Raw genomic sequence first — 15041 nt, 5'->3', positions numbered from 1 at the left:
GGCCGCTGCCGACGCGCGATCATCGACGCGGTGCGACCCCATCGCGCCGGCTCCCGCGTTGGAGCCTCCGTCTCCCTCGACCGAACCCGCCATGGCCCGTCCCGCCCGCATCGCCCTGCCTGCGTCCCTTCTCCTCCTCGCGCTCGCGTCGGCCGGCTGCAGCCGCCGGGACTCCGCGGCATCCGCCCAGCACGCGGAGGTGGCCGCGGCGGATGCCGCGACTTCCGCGGAAATGCCGCCGGCGAATCTCTCGAAAGCCGGATCCGCGCCCGCCGCCCCCGCACCGCGTGCCGGCGTCGACGGCCCCGGCGTCGATCCCGACGCGATGGGCTCCGCCACGCTCACCCAGGACACCGGCCCGCGCCGCTTCATCCGGACCGCGCAGGTCGAAGGGCAGGTCGCCGACGTGCTGCGCAGTGCGCGCCGCATCGAGGACCTCGCCGCGAGCCATGGCGGCTTCGTCACTCGCAACGATGTGCGCACCGACGTCACCGAGGTGCGCCGCCAGCCGCGCGGCGACGGCACGCTCGTCGAGCTGGCCACCTACACGCTGCACGGCGACGTGCAGGTGCGCGTGCCGAGCGATCGCGCGCAGCCGTTCCTGCGCCAGCTTGCCGCGGAGCTCGAGTTCCTCGACGCGCGCCGGTTCGCGGCGGTCGACGCGCAGTTCGAGCTGCTGCGCCAGCAGCTTGCGCAGGCGCGGCACCAGCAGGCGCAGGCCGCGCTCGGGCAGGTGGGCGGCGGCAAGCCCGGTGAGCAGGCCGACGTGATTGGCGCACGCGCGGATCAGCAACTTCAGCGCGACGAGGCCCTGGTCGCGCGACGCACTTTCGAGGACCGCGTCGCCTTCGCCACGCTCGACATCGCGATGCGCCAGCCCGAGCGCGTGCGGCGCAGCGAGCGGCCGGACGTCGACGCGATCCTGCGCCACGAGGGGCCGGGCTTCTTGGCGCGTGCGGGCCGGGCGCTCGCCGCCGGCTGGCGTGGGGTGCAGGAGGCCGCGATCGTCGCGCTCGCCCTCTGGCCGCTGTGGCTCGCAGCCGCGGCGGCGGTCGCACTGCTGCGGACGGTTCGCCGGATGCGTCGCGCGCGGAGCGACGCCACGCGGACCTGAGCCGCGAGCGTCCCCGCGGCGCCTGCGCGGCGCGACCACGCGCCGCGCGGTCCGACGCGCTACTGCAGGCGCGAGCCGCCGCCGTGCATCTCCGCCTGCATCGGCGTTGCGTGCAGCGGATGGCCCACGGGCAGCTCGATCAGGCTGTCGTTGCGCGACGCGCGCAGGGCGTTCGCATACGCGATGCGTGCGCGGCTGTCGTCGCCACCGGCCGCATAGCCGTGGCCGAGCAGTTCCCAGGCCTCGGGACCGGCGCCGCGGTCGATCGCCTGCCGCAGGCTCGCCTCCGCATCGCGCCAGTCGCCATGCGCGTACTGCAGGCGCGCGCGGCTGAGCAGGAGCCCGCTGCTGCCCGGGTGCTGCTCGAGCCAACGCTCGATGCGCGCCTGGCGCTCGTCGAGCCGACCGATCGACAGGCGGCCGTACATCGCGGCGAGCGATTCGTCCCAATGATGGTCGAGCGACTGCTCGATCGCGCGCGCGGCGGCATCGTCCCAGTGCAGCGCCGCGGCGCGCTCGGCATAGGCGCCCACGATCGCCGGATCGTGGCGCAGGCCCTTCGGTATCGCGTCCCAACGCGAGGCCAGTGCGTTGCCGTCGCCGGCCGAGGCCAGCGCACCGCGGGCCCAGCGCGACTCCAAGCGCGCGAGGTCGGTGGCGGGAATCGCCTCGTGCTTGCGCAGCGTCCCGAGCATGCCGTAGGCCTCGTCGTATCGACCGAGGTCGGCGAGCGCCTGCGCGCGCAGCACCAGGCCGCGCGGCGGCAACGGCTGCGCGGCCGGGGTGTCGAGCGCGTCGAGGGCTTCGGCCGTGCGGCCCTGTGCCAGGGCGAGCTCGGCGAGCGTGACCGCGCGCAGCGGGGCGTGGGTGCCCGCGATCGCATCGAGGTGCTGCTGCGCCGCCGCGGTGTCGCCGCGCGCCGCGGCGGCGCGCGCCGCATGCACGCGCGCGACGGCCTGCGTGTCCGGATCCTCGTTCGCGAGCAGCGTGCGCTCGGCACGGTCCCAGCGGCCGTAATGCAGGTCGGTGAGGCCGTCGGACAGGCGCGCCCGCGCGGCACGCTCGCGGCGGCGGCGCAGGGCGGCCGCCGGCGCGGTCAGCAGGCGCGTGAGGAGCCACAGCCCGGCGAAGGCGGCGAGGCCGATCGCGAGCGCGCGCGGGATGGTGGTGCTGTAGTCGACGCCGCCCTGGCGCAGCAGCACCAGGCCCGGATCGGGAAGGAGGATCTGCGCGGCGAGCGCGGCGGCGAGGACAACGACGGTCCAGATCAACAGGCTGCGGAGAAGACGCATGGCGGGGCCCCGGATGGCACGGTGTCGATGCCTGCGAGTGTCCGCGGCGTGCGGGGAGAGCCCGTGAAACTGCCGCTCGCGGCGACGGCCGGTTCAGCGGGGCGACACGTTGCCGGCGCGTCGGATGCCGCAGGCATGCCGGCCGAGCACCGCGCATGCGCGCCGCCGAAGCGCCACCGCACCGCTACGCCGACCGATCCGGCGAACCTCGCCGCGCCGGTCAGCCGGCCACGGCCGCGACCAGCTGCGCCGGCCGAGGGCCTGCCGCACGCACTACGTCGACGAAGCCGCGTGCCTGCGCGAGCGCGGCCAGCCGGTCGCTCGCCGCGACGATCCGTGCTCGACGCAGTGCCTGCGCGCGCGGCGGCTCCATGCAGGCGAGTAGGGCATCGAGCGCCTCGCCGCTCGACAGTGCGATCGCGGCGCGCGCCCCCAATGCGTCGAGCTGGCGCAGGGCCGTCGCCGGGGGTGCGCAGGGCGCGCGTTCGTACACGTCGGCGCGTCGCACCCGTGCGCCACGCGCGACGAGCGAGGGTGCGATCGCGTCGCGGCCGCCGGGTGCGGTGACGAGCCCGACGGCGCGCCCGTCCACGTCGTCGAGCACCGGCAGCGCGAGCAGGCCGTCGCTGTCCATCCGCGCGGGATGCAGCACGCGTGCGACACCGGCGCGACGCAGTGCGCGTGCGGTGCCGGCGCCGATGGCGAGCGCCTGAGGCACTGCATCGAGCGGCTGCAACGAGGCCGCCGCGCGCACGGCGGCCGGACTGGTGAAGACGACGACCTCCGCAGCGAGCGCATCGGCTAGCGCGGCGCGCGCAGTCGCATCGCCGCGCGCCACGATGCGCGAAACTGACAGCGCGAGAAAGCCGTGTCCGCGTCGTCGCGCCGCTTCGCGCAGGGCCGCGTGTCCACCGCGCGGACGCAGCGAGATCACGTACCATCGCGGGCCCGTCGACAGGGACTCGTGCATGGCCGACAGCTTCGCACATCGATCGGAAGGCGCCGAAGGCGCGCTCGCGCACCTCGAGTCGCACTACCGCGGCATGCCGCCCGTGCGCGCGCTGGAGCTCGCGATCGACGGCTTCGACGGCACGCACCTGCGCCTGCGCGCGCCACTTGCGGCGAACGTCAACGACAAGGGCTGCGCCTTCGGCGGCTCGCTCGCCTCGCTGATGACGCTCGCCTGCTGGGGGCGCGTCTGGCTCGCGGTCGATGCGGCCGGGCTCGATGCGGACATCTACGTGGCCGACAGCCAGATCCGCTACCTCGCGCCGCTCTTCGACGACCTCGTCGCCACCGCCTCGCTCGCACCCGGCAGCGACTGGGACGGCTTCCTGCGCGCGCTCGCCGAGAAGGGCCGCGGCCGCGCCGAGCTCGTCGCGCGCGTCGACCTGCCCGACGGGCGGCCCGCCACCACGTTCACCGCGCGCTTCGCCGCGATCGCGCGCCCCCCGGCGGGCTAGCATGCAGCTTTCCCCCGGAGCGGCGCGATGCCCCGACTGATCCGACTCCTCGCCGCCGTCGCACTCTTCGTGCTCGCCGGCTGCGCGAGCACCGCCACGAACCGCAATGCCCTCGTCGAGGCGCAGTCGGCCTGGTCGGCCGCGATCCGCTGGGGCAACTTCGAGGGCGCGCAGAACCTGGTCGACCCGGCCGTGCGCGCGCAGCGCACGCCGACCGCGGTCGAGCTCGAGCGCTACGCGCAGGTGCAGATCTCGGGTTATCGGGACATCGGCGCGAGCAGCGACGAGGCCGCCGGCACAGCGGTGCGCGACATCGAGATCGGGGTGATCGGCCGGCACACGCAGGCCGAGCGCACGGTGCGCCACCGCGAGACCTGGCGCTTCGATGCGGCGACCAAGCGCTGGTGGAACACGAGCGGCCTGCCGGACCTCTGGGCGGGGCAGTAGCCCGGCGCTTCCGTCGCGCGCCGCCGCGGGCGACAATCCGCGCCCCGATCGACCGGCCCCGCCCGTGAACCTCGAAGAACTCCTCGCCTTCGCCGGCCGCCATCCGATGCTCTCGCTGGGCTTCGTCGGCCTGACGCTCGCGCTGATCTACACCGAGGTCGCGCGGCTTATGCGGCCGTACAAGGGGCTATCCCCGGCGCAGCTCACCGTGCTGGTCAACCGCGAGGACGCGCTGGTCGTCGACCTCTCGGCGCCGACCGACTTCGACAAGGGCCGCATCGCCGGCAGCCGCAACGTGCAGGCGAGCGCCTTCGGCCCCGAGCACAAGGTCGTGGCCGGCGCGAAGGAGCGCCCGGTGGTGCTGGTCGACCGCATCGGCACGGCCTCCGGGCCCGCGGCCGCGAAGCTCAAGAAGGCGGGCTTCGCGAACGTCTACGTGCTCGACGGCGGCGTTGCCGCCTGGCAGCAGGCCGATCTCCCGCTGGTGAAGGGCCGCTGAGCCCCGCCGCGCTGGCGTTTCCGCCGGCCGCCCCCATCTGATCGAGGCACCGCCCGCCGGCCCGCGCCGGCTCGGGGCCGCGTGCCATAATCCCGCCCCTTTCTCGCCGCACCCGTTGGAGACGACCATGACCGAAGAGACCCAGAACGACGCCCAGTTCGGCGCCACCGACGAGAACGAGGCGACCGCTCCGGCGTTCACGGTCGAGAAGCTGTACGTCAAGGACGTCTCGTTCGAGGTGCCCGGCGCCCCGGCGGTGTTCAACGAGACCGCGCAGCCGCAGCTGCAGATGAACCTCAACCAGCAGGTCACGCGCCTCAACGACGCGGCCTTCGAGGTGGTGCTCGGCATCACGCTCACCTGCAATGCCGACGACAAGCCGATGTACCTCGTCGAGGTGAAGCAGGCGGGCGTGTTCGGCCTCGCCGGCTTCGACGCGCAGACGCTCGACGCGATGCTCGGCACGCACTGCCCGAACGTGCTGTACCCGTACGCGCGCCAGCTGATCTCCGACCTGATCCAGGCCGGCGGCTTCCCGCCGTTCCTGCTGCAGCCGATCAACTTCGACGCGCTCTACGCCGAAGGCCTGCGCCAGCGCATCGCCCAGCAGGGCCAGCTCGGCGATGCCGAGGCCCTCGGCAACGCGTAAGGCGTCGTGACGTCGACGGAACCCGCCGCGGCGCCGATGCGCGTCGCGGTGCTCGGCGCGGGCTCGTGGGGCACCGCGCTCGCCGCGCTGATCGCGCGCCACGGCCACCACCCGGTGCTGTGGGGGCGCGATGCCGATGTCATCGAGGCGATTGCGCAGCGCCACGAGAACCCGCGCTACCTCAAGGGCCTGCCGCTGCCCGAGTCGCTCGACGCGACGACCGACCTCGCCGCCGCGCTCGCCGGCTGCGACCTCGTGCTCGTCGTGGTCCCCTCGCATGCGTTCGCGGAGACCTTGCGCGCGCTCGCGCCGCATCGCCCGGCGAGTGCCGGCGTTGCGTGGGCGACCAAGGGCTTCGAGCCCGGCAGCGGGCGCTTTCTGCACGAGGTCGCCGGTGAAGTGCTCGGCGACGGCGTGCCGCTCGCGGTGGTCACCGGCCCGTCGTTCGCCAAGGAAGTCGCGCAGGGCCTGCCGACCGCGCTCACCGTTCACGGCGACGATGCCGCGTTCGCGCAGGACGTCGCCGGCGCGCTGCACGGCGCCGCGTTCCGCGCCTACACCGGCGACGACATGCTCGGCGCCGAGCTGGGCGGCGCGATGAAGAACGTGCTCGCGGTGGCGACCGGTGTCGCCGACGGCATGCAGCTCGGCCTCAATGCGCGCGCAGGGCTCATCACGCGCGGGCTCAACGAGATGCTGCGCCTGAACCACGCGATCGGTGGCAAGGCCGAGACGCTGATGGGCCTCGCCGGCCTCGGGGACCTCGTGCTCACCTGCACCGGCGATCTCTCGCGCAATCGCCGCCTGGGCCTCGCGCTCGGACGCGGTCAGTCGATCGAGGACGCCGTGCGCGAGATCGGGCAGGTCGTCGAGTCGGTGCAGACCGCCGACGAGGTGATGCGCCAGGCGGACCGCGCCGGCATCGAGCTGCCGATCTCGAGCGCCGTGCGCGACGTTCTGCACGGGCGCCTCACGCCGGCCGATGGCCTGCGCCAGCTGCTCGCACGGCAGCAGAAGCCGGAATATCCGGCGGACCTGTTCGACTGAGCGGTCGCACTACGCAGCTCGCCAAGAAAAAGCCCGGCCGAAGCCGGGCTTTTTTGTTGCCGCGGAGCGGAGCGACGCGATCAGAACGAGATGCGCGGGCCCACGAAGACCTGCGTGTCGCCGTCGGCGAACTTGACGTCGCCGTTCAGGCCCCAGGTCGGGTTGAACTTCACGTTGGCGCCGACGCGGCCGTAGAAGTCGCCCTCGAACTCCTCGCTGTCCTCGTAGCCGGCGAGCGCATAGCCGTCGAAGTTCGGGGTGAACGCGCCGCGCACGCCGGCTTCCACGCTGTAGCCGTCGAAGTCGAGGCCGGCGCCGGCGTCGAACTTCTCGTAGGCGACGCGGGTGAGCAGGTCGACGCGCGGGTTGATCTCCTTGTTGTAGCCCACGCCGATGCGCGTCTGGTCGAAGTCGAAATCGGTATCGCCGATCTCCTGCTTCGAGTAGCCGCCGAAGATGTGGAAGTTCGGATGGATCGCAGCGGAGCCATTCAGCGCCCAGCCGTCGGCATCGTTGTCGGTGCCGCTGTTGTCGATGTCGGTGCGCGTGTAGCCGCCCTCGACATAGGAATAGGACACGCCCTCGGCCGCGGAGGCGGCGAACGGCAGGGCGGCGAGCAGGGTGAGGGCGAGAAGAGTGCGCTTCATGGTGATGCCTCGTTCTTATTGGAATGCCGACCGGGGAGCGGTCGGTGCAGCGCAGTATCCGGTCCGGACCCGAATCCGGCCTTAATGCTGAACCGGCGGGTACAGGAACTTGCCGCCGTGCTGAGGGTCCCGCCACGCCGGGCCTGAGTGTTAATCCCCCGTGACGTACCGCGGTCTCGATGTGACGCTTCGCGTCATGTCGCGTCAAGAACCTGTGAAGACAGCGCGGTCCGGCCCAAGTGTGACGGGCTTCTCCGAGTGGCACGGGACTTGCTCGCAGCACGTGGTCGGTCGGCATGCGATCGACACGCCCGCGGCCGCATCCGAACCGCCGCTTACGTCGTAGCGCATGCGCCAGGGCCGTGGTCCGCCACGGGGGAGCCTTGGTCCTGCCTTTTCCGGCCGATCGCGGCCGGCCCCAGTGCCCGGCCCCGGGCGAATTGCCCGAGTCGAATCCATGACGCTTACCCAGCGCCTGCGCCATCTCGCCCTGCAGGCCGTCGCCGGCCTCGCCCTGATGGCGGGCATCCTGCCCGTCGCCGAGGCCTCGGTCGTCGATCGACCGTTCACCTCGCGCTACCAGACCACCGGGCGCGTGGACTCGTTCCTCGTCGGCAATTCGGTCCTGAACTGTCAGGGCGGCTGTGCGGCGCAGAACGGCAGCGGCAACAACAACAGCTTCACGATGGTGCACATCGACGTCGACAGCGATGGCACCACGTTCAATTCCAGTCGCGCGAACTTCACCCTGCCGGCCGGCGCCACTGTGCTGCGGGCCTTCCTCTACTGGGGCGCGGACACCTCGGCCGGCACCGCCGGCACGGTGCTGACGCCGGCACCGGACGCCGCAGCGCGCAATACCGTCCAGTTCGCGACGCCGGTCGCGGGATACACCCCGATCACCGCGGCGACGCTCACCGATTCCACCGTGCAGACCACGCGCTACACGGCGGTCGCCGACGTCACCGCGCAGGTGGCGGCGGGCGGCACGGGCAACTACACCGTCGCCAACGTGCAGGCAGGCAACGGCCAGGACCGCTACGGCGGCTGGAGCCTGGTGGTGATCGTCAGCGATCCCGCCGCACCGCTGCGCAGCGTCACCCTGTTCGATGGCGCGGTCACGATCAACACCACGGCGCCGACCTCGATCACCACGACGGTGACCGGCTTCCGCACGCCCGCCACGGGCCTCGTCGGCGCGCGCGTCGGCCTGGTCGCGTTCGAGGGCGACAACGCCCTCACCGGCGACCAGTTCCAGGTCAACGGCACGAACCTCGACGACGCCGTCAATCCCACGGGGAATTCGTTCAACTCGACCAACAGCCGCCTCGGCGTCCTGCTGACGGGCCGCACGCCGCAGCAGAGCAACCTCCTCGGCCTGGACATCGACTTCATCGGCGTGGCCGAGGGCGTGATCGCCAACAATGCGACGTCGGCGAACCTCACCTTCAGCACCACGCAGGACTTCTACTTCCCGCTCACGCTGCTGTTCCAGACGAACGTCTACGAGCCGGAGATCGTCACCAACTTCACGAAGTCGGCGGCCGACGTGAACGGCGGCCAGTTCCGCCCGGGCGACGTCGTGACCTACACGATCAACCTCAGCAATACCGGCGATGACAGCTCCGACGCCACGGTGATCAACGATCCGCTGCCCGCCGGCGTGACCTACGTGCCGGGCTCGCTGCAGGTGGTGAGCGGCCCGAACGCGGGCGCGAAGAGCGACGCGAGCGGCGACGACCAGGCCGAGTACATCGCCGGTTCGCGCACCGTCCGCTTCCGCGTGGGCACCGGCGCGAACGCAACGGTCGGCGGCCGCATCACGCCCGTGGCCTCCGCCACCCCGGCGCCCTCCGACTCCGCGACCGTCGTGCGTTTCCAGGTGACGATCGACGCCAACCAGGCGAACGGCACCAGCATCGCGAACCAGGCCGGCGTGACGTATGTCGGCGCGACGAGCGGCGTCGCGGGCAACGGCAATACGCTGCCCTCGACGTTCAGCGTCTCGCGCAACGCCGACATCTCGATCACTAAGACCGGTACCGCCAGCGTCCTTCCGGGCGGCGCGATGAGCTACACGGTGACCGTCAGCAGCGCCGGCCCCGATGCCGCCGACGGCGCGACCGTCACCGACGACGTGCCGAATGCCATCACCGGCGTGTCGATCACCTGTTCCGCCAGCGGCGGCGCGGTCTGCCCGAATACGGCCGGCCTGACCGACCTCACCGCGCTCGCGATCCCGACGTTCCCGTCGGGCGGGCAGGTGGTCTTCACGATCACCGGCACCGCCCCCAATGCCGCCACCACGCTGAGCAACTCGGCGAGCGCGGCCGCGCCGTCCGGCACCGTCGACCCGACGCCGGCGAACAACAGCGCCGGCCCGGTGACGACGACCGTAACGCCCAGTGCCGACGTATCCCTCGTCAAGACGCTCGTGACCGCGGGCCCATACCGCCGCGGGCAGGCGGTGCAGTACTCGATCGTCGTCAGCAATGCCGGCCCCTCGACCGCGACCAACGTGCAGGTCACCGACACGCCGACCAACCTCACGATCACCTCGGTGACCGGCGGCGGGTGCTCCGCGCTGCCGTGCTCGATCGCGTCGATCGCCTCGGGCGCGAGCGTCACGCTCACCGTCAACGCGACCATCAACGCGGCCGGCGCGTTCGACAATGCCGCGACCGCCACGAGCACCGTGAGCGATCCGGATGCGGGCAACAACACCGATCCGAGCGGCAACGGTGGCACGGCCGTCGAGAGCGCGGACCTGTCGGTCACCAAGACCGCCGCGGTCGGTCCGTCCTACCCGGGGCAGAACCTCACGTACACCATCACGGTGAGCAATGCCGGCCCGAGCGCGTCGTCGAACGCGACGCTCAACGACACGCTCCCGGCGGGCACCACGTTCGTCTCGCTGACGACCCCGGCCGGCTGGTCCGCCGTGACCCCCGCGGTCGGCGCGGGCGGCACGATCACCGCGACCAACCCGTCGCTCGCCGCGGGCGCCAGCGCGACGTTCACGTTGACCGTCGCCGTGCCCGCGAACACCGCGGGCGGCACCTCGATCGCCAACACCGCCTCGGTGTCGAGCGCGACCGATGATCCGACCGGTGCGAACGATGCCTCGACCGCGACGGTGACCATCACCCCGCAGGCCGACATCGCCCTGTCGAAGACGCTGCTCACGCCGGGCCCCTATGTCGCCGGCCAGGTGCTGACGTATTCGATCGTCGTCAGCAACGGCGGCCCGTCGACCGCGACCAACGTGCAGGTCACCGACACGCCGACCAACCTCACGATCACCTCGGTGACCGGCGGCGGGTGCTCTGCGCTGCCGTGCACCATCGCGTCGATCGCCTCGGGCGCGAGCGCCACGCTCACGGTCACGGCGACGATCAATGCCTCCGGTGCGTTCGACAACGCCGCGGCGGCCACGGCGACCCAGAACGATCCGACGCCGGGCAACAACGGCGATTCCACCGGCAACGGCGGCACCGCCGCGCCGGTCGCCGACCTCGCCGTCGCCAAGACGCGCACCAGCGCGACCCCGGCACCGACCGGCTCGACCGTCACCTACCAGATCGTCGCGACGAACAACGGCCCGTCCGCCGTCGTGGGCGCCACGCTCACCGACACCGTCCCGCCGCAGCTCACGGGCGTGACGTGGACCTGCGCGCCGGCGCTCGCCTGCTCGGCGACCTCAGGCACGGGCGACGTCAGCCTCGCGCTCAACCTGCTGTCCGGCGCGAGCGCCACCGTCAGCATCAGCGGCACGGCGCCGGCCACCACCGCGACGCCGATCGCCGCGAATACCGCGACGATCGCGCCGCCCGCCGGCACGGTCGATCCGACTCCGGGCAACGACAGCTCGACGACGCCGGCGATTCCCGTCGCCGCGCGCCCGATCGATGCGGTGAACGACGCCGGCAGCATCGGCGGCGCCGCGGGCGGCACCGCCGTCGCCAGCGTGCTCGGCAACGACCTGCTCGACGGCGCCACCGCGACCACCTCGACGGTGACGATCTCCATCGTCACGCCGGCCTCGAACGCGGGCGTCGTGCTCGACATCGCCAGCGGCGCGGTGACCGTGGCCGCCGGCACGCCGGCCGGCACGTACACGATCGACTACCGCATCTGCGAGACCAGCAACCCGACCAACTGCGACGACGCGACCGTGACCGTCACGGTGGCGGCGGCGACGCTGGTCGCCACGAACGACGCCGGCTCCGTCGGCGGCGCTGCCGGCGGCATCGCCGTGCCGAACGTGCTCGCCAACGACACGATCAACGGCGCGCAGGCCACGCTTTCGAACGTGGCCCTGCGCCAGGTGTCGACGTCGAACCCGGGCGTCACGCTCGATCCGGCCACCGGCCGCGTGAATGTCGCGGCCGGCACGGCCGAGGGCACCTACACGCTCGTGTACGAGATCTGCGAGCTGCTCAACCCGACCAACTGCACCACCGCGACCGTCACCGTCACCGTCACCGCCGCCACGCTCGTCGCCAACACCGACGCCGGCAGCGCGAACGGCCGCACCGGCGGCACCGCGGTGCCCAACGTGCTCGCGAACGACACCGTCAACGGCACGCCGGCGACGCTGGCGAACGTCACGCTGAGCCAGGTGTCCACGTCGAACCCGGCGGTCACGCTCGATCCGGCGACGGGTGCGGTGAACGTCGCGCCGGGCACGCCCGCGGGCCCGTACACGCTCACCTACCGCATCTGCGAGCAGCTCAACCCCACCAACTGCACGACGACCACGGTCACCGTGACCGTCACCGCCGCCGTCATCGACGCGGTGAACGACACGGCCGGCCCGGTGCCGGGCAACACGGGCGCGAGCAACGTCGTCAACGTGCTCGTCAACGACACGCTGGGCGGCGCGGCCACCAGCACGGCCGACGTCAGCGTGACCCCGGCCACCGCCGGCCCGCTGTCGCTCGACGCCTCGGGCAACGTGAGCGTCGCGCCGAACACCCCGGCCGGCACCTACGTGCTCACGTACCAGATCTGCGAGCAGCTCAATCCGACCAACTGCGACACCGCCACCGTCACCGTCACCGTGACGGCGCCGGCGATCGTCGCCGTCGACGACACCGCGCCCGCACCGATCGGTGGCGCCGCGGGCGGCACCGCGATCGCCAGCGTGCTCGGCAACGACACCCTCGGCGGCGGCGCCGCGACGACCTCGAACGTGGCGATCTCCGTCGTCACGCCGGCGTCGAACGCGGGCATCGTGCTGAACACCTCGACCGGCGCCGTCACCGTAGCCGCCGGCACGCCGGCCGGCACGTACACGCTGACCTACCGCATCTGCGACACGCTGAACCCGACCAACTGCGACGACGCCGTCGCGACGGTCACGGTCGCGGCCGCCACGCTGGTCGCGACCGACGACAGCGGCACCGTCGGCGGCGCGGCCGGCGGCGTGGGCATCGCGAACGTCCTCGCCAACGACACCGTCAACGGTGCGCCGGCGACGCTGTCGAACGTCACGCTCAGCCAGGTGTCCACGTCGAACCCGGCGGTCACGCTGGATCCGGCGACGGGCCGCGTGAACGTGGCCGCCGGTACGCCGGCCGGCACGTACACGCTCACCTACCGCATCTGCGAGCAGCTCAATCCGACCAACTGCACCACGGCCGTCGCGACCGTCACGGTCACCGCGTCCGCCATCGACGCGGTGGACGACGTCGTCGGCCCCGTGGTCGGCTCCACCGGCGGCAGCGTCGGCAACGTGCGTGGCAACGACATGCTCGGCGGCGCCACGCCGACGGCGTCGAACACCACGCTCGCGCAGGTGTCCACGTCGAACCCGGGCGTCACGCTCGACACCGCGACCGGTCAGGTCGCGGTCGCCGCGGGCACGCCGGCGGGCAGCTACACGCTCGTCTACCGCCTGTGCGAAGTGCTGAACCCGAGCAACTGCGACACCGCGACGGTGACGGTCACCGTGACCGCCGCGCCGATCGACGCCGTCGACGATGCCGTCGGCCCGGTGGTCGGCTCGGCCGGCGGCCGCAGTGGCAACGTGCGCGGCAACGACACGCTCGGCGGCGCCACGCCGACCGCGTCGAACACCACGCTCGCGCAGGTGTCCACGTCCAACCCGGGCGTCACGCTCGACACCGCGACCGGCGAGGTCGTCGTTGCGACGGGTACGCCGGCCGGCAGCTACACACTGGTGTATCGCCTCTGCGAAGTGCTGAACCCGACCAACTGCGATACGGCGACGGTCACCGTGACGGTGAGCGCGGCCGCGATCGACGCGGTCGACGACGCCACTGCGCCGGTGAACGGCGTCGCGGGTGCCACCAACGTCGTCAACGTGCTCGGCAACGACACGCTCGGCGGCGCGGCGGCGTCCACCTCGACGGCCACGCTGTCGACCGTGTCGACGTCGAACCCGGGCGTCACGCTCGATGCGGCGACCGGCGCGGTGAACGTCGCGGCGGGTACGCCGGCCGGCACCTACACGCTGGTCTACCGCCTCTGCGAGCAGCTCAATCCGACCAACTGCGACACCGCGACGGTGACGGTGAACGTCGTCGCCCCGGCGATCGCGGCCACCAACGACACCGGCAGCACGCGCCAGAACACCGCCGTCGTGCTCGCCGTGCTCGGCAACGACACGCTCGGCGGCGCGCCGGCGAACTCGACCCAGGTGACGGTCAGCATCACCGCGGTGCCCGCCAACGGCAGCGCGACGGTGAACGGCGACGGCACGGTGACCTACACGCCGGCCGTGAACTATGCCGGCAACGACGTGTTCACCTATCGCATCTGCGACCGCGTCAATCCGACCGTCTGCGCGACCGCGCAGGCGACGGTGACGATCACCCCGAACGAGGTCGACGCACGCGACGAGACGATCACCTCGCCGCAGACCGGGCCGGTGCGCATCGACGTGATGGGCCGCACCCGCAACGGTGGCGGCGCGCCGCTTGACCCGGCCTCCGTGCGCATCGTGACGCCGCCTTCCAGTGGCACCGCGGTGGTCAATCCGGACGGCTCGATCACCTACACGCCGGAGCAGCTGTTCATCGGCACGGTGACCTTCAGCTACCGCGTCTGCGACACCTCGCGCCCGACCCCGGTCTGCGACGTCGCCACGGTGAGCATCACCGTCACTGCCGCCGCGCCGCAGCTGCGCCTGACCAAGACCGCGCCGCCGCGCGCGGTGAAGGTGGGCGACCTGGTGCGCTACACGGTGGTGGTCGAGAACACCGGCATCGCGCCCGCCAATGGCGCGGTGCTGGTCGACACCCCGCCGTCGGGCTTCACCTTCGTCGAGGGCTCGCTGAGCGTCGACGACGGCGACGACCGCTTCGTGCTCGCCGGCACCGATCCGCTGCGCATCGGCGGCATCGATGTCGCGGTGGGCCAGCGCGCCGCGATCGTCTACGTGCTGCGCGTCGGCGCCGGCGTCGGCCGCGGCACGCACGTCAACCGCGTCAGCGCCACCGACGCGACGGGCAGCACCGTGAGCAACACCGCCACCGCCGACGTCGTCGTCGAGGGCGATCCGCTGACGGAGGACTCGCTGATCCTCGGCACGGTCTTCGTCGATTCGAACGGCGACGGCGTGCAGCAGAGCGGTGAGCCGGGCCTGCCGGGCGTGCGCATCGCGTCGGTCGAGGGCCTGCTGATGGAGACGGACGTGCACGGCCGCTACCACGTGGCCGGAATCGACGCGCAGAACCCGCTGCGCGGCCGCAACTACATCCTCAAGGTCGACGCCGCGACGCTGCCGCCGGGCACCACGTTCACCACCGCCAATCCGCTGGTGCGCCGCATCACCCCGGGCATCCCGGTCCGCTTCGACTTCGGCGTGCGACTGCTGGACGACGGCGCCGCTTCCAACGACGCCACGCGCTGAGACA

10 protein-coding genes are annotated in these 15041 nt (G+C 72.4%); 7 read left to right on the top strand and 3 right to left on the bottom strand.

Annotated features, from left to right (window positions below):
- Window positions 1–91: 91 nt before the first annotated feature.
- Window positions 92–1114, top strand: a complete 1023-nt coding sequence (locus tag ACYVJJ_RS02490; protein ID WP_460830823.1) for a DUF4349 domain-containing protein — start codon at window positions 92–94, stop codon at window positions 1112–1114.
- Between the two features lie 59 nt (window positions 1115–1173).
- Here the strand turns inward: ACYVJJ_RS02490 and ACYVJJ_RS02485 are convergent, their stop codons facing one another.
- Together ACYVJJ_RS02485 and ACYVJJ_RS02480 are read right to left on the bottom strand one after the other, a co-directional pair.
- A complete protein-coding gene (locus ACYVJJ_RS02485) occupies window positions 1174–2406 on the bottom strand; it encodes a heme biosynthesis HemY N-terminal domain-containing protein (protein WP_460830821.1) in 1233 nt (410 codons plus the stop codon).
- Between the two features lie 220 nt (window positions 2407–2626).
- Complete coding sequence (locus tag ACYVJJ_RS02480; RefSeq protein ID WP_460830820.1) at window positions 2627–3376, bottom strand: uroporphyrinogen-III synthase; 750 nt, start codon at window positions 3374–3376, stop codon at window positions 2627–2629.
- On the opposite strand from ACYVJJ_RS02480, the gene ACYVJJ_RS02475 reads away from it, so the two are divergent.
- From ACYVJJ_RS02475 to ACYVJJ_RS02455, 5 genes are all read left to right on the top strand, one after another.
- Window positions 3375–3869, top strand: coding sequence for a YiiD C-terminal domain-containing protein (locus tag ACYVJJ_RS02475; RefSeq protein ID WP_460830819.1), 495 nt, complete (start codon window positions 3375–3377; stop codon window positions 3867–3869). The genes ACYVJJ_RS02480 and ACYVJJ_RS02475 overlap by 2 nt on opposite strands.
- A 27-nt stretch (window positions 3870–3896) precedes the next feature.
- Complete coding sequence (locus ACYVJJ_RS02470) at window positions 3897–4316, top strand: hypothetical protein (protein WP_460830817.1); 420 nt, start codon at window positions 3897–3899, stop codon at window positions 4314–4316.
- 64 nt (window positions 4317–4380) lie between these two features.
- Window positions 4381–4815, top strand: coding sequence for a rhodanese-like domain-containing protein (locus ACYVJJ_RS02465; RefSeq protein ID WP_460830816.1), 435 nt, complete (start codon window positions 4381–4383; stop codon window positions 4813–4815).
- Between the two features lie 127 nt (window positions 4816–4942).
- Window positions 4943–5464, top strand: coding sequence for a protein-export chaperone SecB (secB, locus tag ACYVJJ_RS02460; RefSeq protein WP_460830815.1), 522 nt, complete (start codon window positions 4943–4945; stop codon window positions 5462–5464).
- Window positions 5465–5500: 36 nt separating this feature from the next.
- The gene (locus tag ACYVJJ_RS02455; RefSeq protein ID WP_460830885.1) at window positions 5501–6511 is read left to right on the top strand and encodes an NAD(P)H-dependent glycerol-3-phosphate dehydrogenase; all 1011 of its coding nucleotides are present in this window, start codon (window positions 5501–5503) and stop codon (window positions 6509–6511) included.
- 80 nt (window positions 6512–6591) lie between these two features.
- On the opposite strand, the gene ACYVJJ_RS02450 is transcribed toward ACYVJJ_RS02455, so the two are convergent.
- Window positions 6592–7158: an outer membrane beta-barrel protein gene (locus ACYVJJ_RS02450; protein ID WP_460830813.1), complete on the bottom strand. Its 567-nt coding sequence runs from the start codon at window positions 7156–7158 to the stop codon at window positions 6592–6594.
- A 457-nt stretch (window positions 7159–7615) separates the two neighbouring features.
- Between ACYVJJ_RS02450 and ACYVJJ_RS02445 the strand changes: the two genes are divergently transcribed.
- Entirely contained in the window at window positions 7616–15037 is a 7422-nt protein-coding gene (locus ACYVJJ_RS02445; RefSeq protein WP_460830811.1) for an Ig-like domain-containing protein, read from the top strand.
- Window positions 15038–15041 lie beyond the last annotated feature (4 nt).

The organism is Lysobacter humi (ex Lee et al. 2017) (assembly GCF_054781815.1).
Note: the sequence above shows the minus strand (reverse complement) of the source record. Positions and strands in the feature narration are given on the sequence as shown.

Coding starts and splice junctions, on each gene's coding strand:
- ACYVJJ_RS02450 (WP_460830813.1), bottom strand. CDS start 7,158: ATGAAGCGCACTCTTCTCGCCCTCACCCTGCTCGCCGCCCTGCCGTTC.
- ACYVJJ_RS02475 (WP_460830819.1), top strand. CDS start 3,375: ATGGCCGACAGCTTCGCACATCGATCGGAAGGCGCCGAAGGCGCGCTC.
- ACYVJJ_RS02445 (WP_460830811.1), top strand. CDS start 7,616: ATGACGCTTACCCAGCGCCTGCGCCATCTCGCCCTGCAGGCCGTCGCC.
- secB (WP_460830815.1), top strand. CDS start 4,943: ATGACCGAAGAGACCCAGAACGACGCCCAGTTCGGCGCCACCGACGAG.
- ACYVJJ_RS02480 (WP_460830820.1), bottom strand. CDS start 3,376: ATGCACGAGTCCCTGTCGACGGGCCCGCGATGGTACGTGATCTCGCTG.
- ACYVJJ_RS02485 (WP_460830821.1), bottom strand. CDS start 2,406: ATGCGTCTTCTCCGCAGCCTGTTGATCTGGACCGTCGTTGTCCTCGCC.
- ACYVJJ_RS02470 (WP_460830817.1), top strand. CDS start 3,897: ATGCCCCGACTGATCCGACTCCTCGCCGCCGTCGCACTCTTCGTGCTC.
- ACYVJJ_RS02455 (WP_460830885.1), top strand. CDS start 5,501: ATGCGCGTCGCGGTGCTCGGCGCGGGCTCGTGGGGCACCGCGCTCGCC.
- ACYVJJ_RS02490 (WP_460830823.1), top strand. CDS start 92: ATGGCCCGTCCCGCCCGCATCGCCCTGCCTGCGTCCCTTCTCCTCCTC.